The 4,784-nt window shown below is 34.6% G+C and carries 4 protein-coding genes and 1 pseudogene; all 5 read left to right on the top strand.

The features are described from left to right. Positions 1-240 (top strand): annotated as a pseudogene (gene pstB / locus AC1DJR_RS17585) (phosphate ABC transporter ATP-binding protein); the annotation flags it as partial. 172 nt (positions 241-412) lie between these two features. Then, entirely contained in the window at positions 413-1,069 is a 657-nt protein-coding gene (phoU, locus tag AC1DJR_RS17580; RefSeq protein WP_429686939.1) for a phosphate signaling complex protein PhoU, read from the top strand. A 345-nt stretch (positions 1,070-1,414) separates the two neighbouring features. After that, on the top strand, positions 1,415-3,769 hold the full coding sequence (locus tag AC1DJR_RS17575) for a sugar phosphate nucleotidyltransferase (RefSeq protein WP_477003133.1): 2,355 nt from the start codon (positions 1,415-1,417) through the stop codon (positions 3,767-3,769). Positions 3,770-3,837: 68 nt separating this feature from the next. Next, positions 3,838-3,987, top strand: a complete 150-nt coding sequence (gene rpmG / locus AC1DJR_RS17570) for a 50S ribosomal protein L33 (protein WP_001265616.1) — start codon at positions 3,838-3,840, stop codon at positions 3,985-3,987. A gap of 105 nt (positions 3,988-4,092) precedes the next feature. Next, on the top strand, positions 4,093-4,671 hold the full coding sequence (locus AC1DJR_RS17565) for a 5-formyltetrahydrofolate cyclo-ligase (RefSeq protein ID WP_477003132.1): 579 nt from the start codon (positions 4,093-4,095) through the stop codon (positions 4,669-4,671). Positions 4,672-4,784 lie beyond the last annotated feature (113 nt).

Here is a 4,784-nt window from a genome sequence, read left to right as displayed (position 1 = left end):
GAGCCAACATCGGCGCTAGATCCAATTTCAACATCAAAAGTAGAAGAATTAATTCAGGAGTTAAAGAAAGATTTTAGTATTGTTATCGTAACGCACAACATGCAACAAGCAGCACGAATTTCAGATAAAACTGCTTTCTTCTTAAGTGGAGAAGTTGTGGAATATACAGATACGAACAAATTATTTACAACACCTGCAGATAAGCGTACAGAAGACTACATTACAGGACGATTTGGTTGATATCGCTAGCAAGGCTAAGAGTAAATGCCCTCTTAACAGAGGGCATTTCTCATTTTCACCTCATTTTAAATAGGGGAGTAATATTTCTCTTTTCTCAAGGCTTAATAAACATACAAGAGGCTGGGTAGGGGATTTATATAAAATGGCACATAATATTGAGGGGGAAGAAATGATGGTAAGAGAACAGTTTCAATGTGATTTAAAAGCGTTACAGCAAAAGGTGATCGAGCTTGGTGAGTTAGCAAGTGGAGCTTTATTGATTGCTATGGAAGGTCTTCACAACAGGGATGTAGAGAAAGCGTTAGAAGTCATTGATGGGGATTATCGCATGGATAATTTAGAAGAGGAAATAAATGACCTTGCGCTTATGCTTATTACAAAGCAGCAGCCTGTAGCAAGTGATTTAAGAAGAATTTTTATTTCAATTAAAACAGCGACAGATTTAGAACGTATTGCAGACCATGCTGTTAATATTGCGAAATCAACAATTCGTCTTGGTGAAAAAGAAGTGGTTGTTAGTTTGCATAATCTTGAGGAAATGTTTGAGATTGCTCATAAGATGTTAAATTTAGCATTAGAAGCATATGAGCAAGAAAATTTAACTTTTGCTAAACAAATTGCTGAAATGGATGATTCAGTTGATGAAATTTATGGGAAGGCGATTCGTGAATTTATTTCATCTATCCCTGGACAACCAGAAGCGATTACACAAATTACACAACTATCCTTTGTTGCAAGATATATTGAGCGTGTAGCAGACCATGTTACAAATATTGCYGAGAATGTATTTTATGTAGTAAAAGGAAAGCATTATTTATTGAATGAGTAGGGGGAAAAGTAGGTGATGAGAAATCACCTGCTTTTTTTAGTCAAAACATGACAAAAAAAGCTCGTTGTTTCCTTTAGTCTATGATGATAAGATGTATCATAATTAATGGGAAAATAAGTACATATATGTTAGTTACGTCTTATTAATTATTTTACCAAGTTAATCGTAAGCGCTTTCTTTTTGATGGGAGTTAAAAGGTACATTTATTTATAAAGTGAGGCTTTAATTAGTGGGGCTGTCTCTCGCTGATTGTTAGATCATACCAAACCGGACTTTTACTGCAGTTAATGTGGGGTAAATGATATACGGAGTTCTTGAACATTATATAAGTGGAGGCTGAAGTATATGAAGGGGGTTATTTTAGCTGGAGGAAAAGGGAGACGCCTTAGACCATTAACATGTAATACTCCAAAACCGATGTTACCATTGTTAGAAAAACCAGTTCTTGAATATAATATTGAATTATTACGTCAGCATGGTRTTCGTGAAATTGCAATTACAGTTCAATATATGAGTACTGCCATTAAGCAATACTTTGGTGATGGTAGTAAGTGGGGAGTTAACTTGTATTATTTTGAAGATTCTCCTCCGCTTGGAACAGCAGGGAGTATTAAGCAAGCGGAAAGTTTTTTAGATGAAACATTTGTTGTTATTAGTGGGGATGCACTAACTGACTTTCAATTATCAGAAGGAATTGCATTTCATGAACAGAAGAAGAGAATGGTAACGATGTTTGTGAAAGAAGTAGAAAACCCACTTTCATTTGGGTTAGTTGTAATGAATAAAGAACAAGAAATTATACGATATATAGAAAAGCCGAGCTGGAATGAGGTAGTTTCTAATATTGTGAATACAGGTATTTATATAATGGAGCCAGAAATCTTTTCTTACATACCATCCATGGAATTTTCGGATTTCAGTCATGATGTGTTTCCGTTATTGGCAAATAAAAATGCTTTATTTGCATATTTATCAGAAGACTATTGGCTAGATATTGGTACATTTGATCAATATCGGCAAGCTCAATTCGATTTGTTGACGAAAAAATTGAAGGTGCCTATTCCATATACAGAAGTATTACCAATGGTGTGGATGGGAGAAGGTGTAACGATAGGAAAAGGGACGAAAATTCATGGTCCTTCTTTTATTGGGGAAGGAGCAATGATTGGTGCAGGGGCTGTAATTGAACCGTACTCTATTATCGGGAAAAATAGTATCGTTTCAAGTTATTCTCATCTTCAAAAAAGCATCATTTTTGCAAACTCTCATATAGGGAAAAATTGTGAGTTGTTAGAAACAACAATAGGAGATCATACAATGGTCGAAGATGATGTTACACTTTTTCAAAAAAGTATTGTAGCGGATCATTGTCATATAGGGAAAAGTACAGTAATTAAGCAAAAAGGAAAAATATGGCCATATAAGGAGATAGATAGTCATTCTATAGTAGGTTCTGCCGGTGTTAAAGAGAGTGAAAAGAGTGCAGGATGGTTACAAAAAAGCCGGATTGTAGGAAGGGGTAATGTTGAAATTACTCCTCAATTTATTGTGAAAGTTGCAATGGCTTATGGATCTCTTTTTGCTAAAGGAGAGAGTATATTGATTGGAAGTCAGGAAAATATAGAAACAACTTCCTTTAAAAATTTATTCCTCCATGCCATTCATGGCAGCGGGATTCATACGATGGAATGTAAAGAAATGAATGAATCGCTTTTTCAGTATGCCATTCATAATTTGCAATGTGCAGGTGGAGTTTTCGTTCAARTGGAAAGCGAAAGAGGRATTGTTATACAACTGTATGGCAAGGAGGGCTCGTTTTTAACGTATAAGCAGCAAAAAGCGATAGAACAAGTATATATGTCTGAGTCGTTTTATTACGCTTCTGAGAAAGAAATGGGGCGAAATAAGCTAGTTCACGTTTCTGTAAATAATTATGTAGAAGCTGTGTTAGAGCGTATTGATATTGAAACGATACAAAAACAGAAGTTTCATCTTCTTATTAATAAGAGAAATGATATGTTACAACATTTACTTATGATCTTTCTACAAAGGCTTGGATGCACAGTTACATGGATTTACGCGAGTGAACAAAAAGATCATGTGAAAGCTCTGATGAAATCGAGTAAAGCAAATATGGCGCTTATGTTTTCTGAACACGGAAATCGCTTCGAATTATATGACACTCACAGTAATATTTACCAAGGAACTGATTTTGAAGARGTAGATATTCCAGATTTATTACTYGAATCAGCAGATAATGTTTACCCRATGTCTTTGAAATTAGGRGAATGTTATCTCCTCTTTTATATGCATAACGAAAAAAACTCTTTTCAATTAAGATGGAAACGAGATATTTTATATCGAATTGGAAAATTATTCGAATTAATAGCGTTGCAAGGAAAAACATTACTTAGCATAGYAGAGCAATCACCKCCRCTSTATCTACTTTRTGATGAAGTTGTATGTTCATGGAAGGAAAAAGGGAAAGTAATGAGGAAATTATTGGCYGATATGGAAAGAAARGMAGAAGGTATAYTTGAAGGRRTACAGTTCAAATATACCGAAAAAGAGTGGTCTTATATCGTTTCTGACACAAAACAACCGAAATTTTTAGTGTATTCGCATGCTAGAAACCCAGTAATAGCAAGGGAAAACATGAAAAATCTTATAGAAAAAATTAGACAATATCAAAAGGTGTAGAATTTTTATTTTAAAAGTGGTATTATAGTATAGTCTGATTTAAGTTATTAGTACTGGAGGGAATAAGAATGCGTGTGAATATTACTCTAGCATGTACAGAATGCGGAGATCGTAACTATATCTCAAAGAAAAACAAACGTAACAACGCTGAGCGTATCGAGCTTAAAAAGTATTGCAAGCGTGACAAGAAGTCTACGTTACACCGTGAAACAAAGTAAGCAGTAGGAATATTTTCCTACTGTTTCTTTTTTTTATGCGATTCCTACGTAAAAGTGATACACTATCTTCGTAGAGYAAAGTGTCACTGYRAGGGGGAAAAGTGTGTGARAGAAGAGAAAMTACGTTTACGYAAACAAATAATAGAACACATGAATTCTTTATCWGAAGAACRGTATACAACTTTATCGGAACAAATTGCAGTTTCGGTGTATGGACAAAAAGAGTGGGTTGAAGCTAAAACAATTGGAATAACTCTCTCGATGGAGCATGAAGTGAATACATATCCGATTATCGAAAAAGCTTGGGAAGAAGGAAAGAAAATTGTTGTTCCGAAGTGTAATAAAGGGGCAAGAACGATGTCTTTCCGGCAAATTAGTAATTTAAATCAATTAGAAACAGTATATATGAATTTACGTGAACCGATTCCAGCACTTACGGAAGAAGTGAATGCGTGTGAAATTGATCTTCTTATCGTGCCAGGAGTAGCTTATACACGCCGAGGAGAACGGATTGGATATGGCGGTGGCTACTATGATCGTTATCTCGTGCACTATAAAGGGAAAACGCTATCATTAGCTTATGATTTTCAAATTGTAAAACATATTCCGGTAGAGCCATTTGATAAAAATGTAGAAAAAATTATTACAGAAAAAGGAACAATGGTTATAAATGGGCTTGTATAGACAAATAAAAATTGACGAGACTTTTTCTTCTTGATTATAATAAAATATGTGAACGTTTTCTTATTATAATTTTTTTATAGTAAGTGAGCATAAAGGGTGATGAAATGATATCC

This window comes from Bacillus sp. 05T31 (assembly GCF_056396725.1).
Note: the sequence above shows the minus strand (reverse complement) of the source record. Positions and strands in the feature narration are given on the sequence as shown.

What these genes read in the sequence shown, in the direction of transcription:
- rpmG (WP_001265616.1), top strand. Translation starts at nt 3,838, where the DNA reads ATGCGTGTGAATATTACTCTAGCATGTACAGAATGCGGAGATCGTAAC.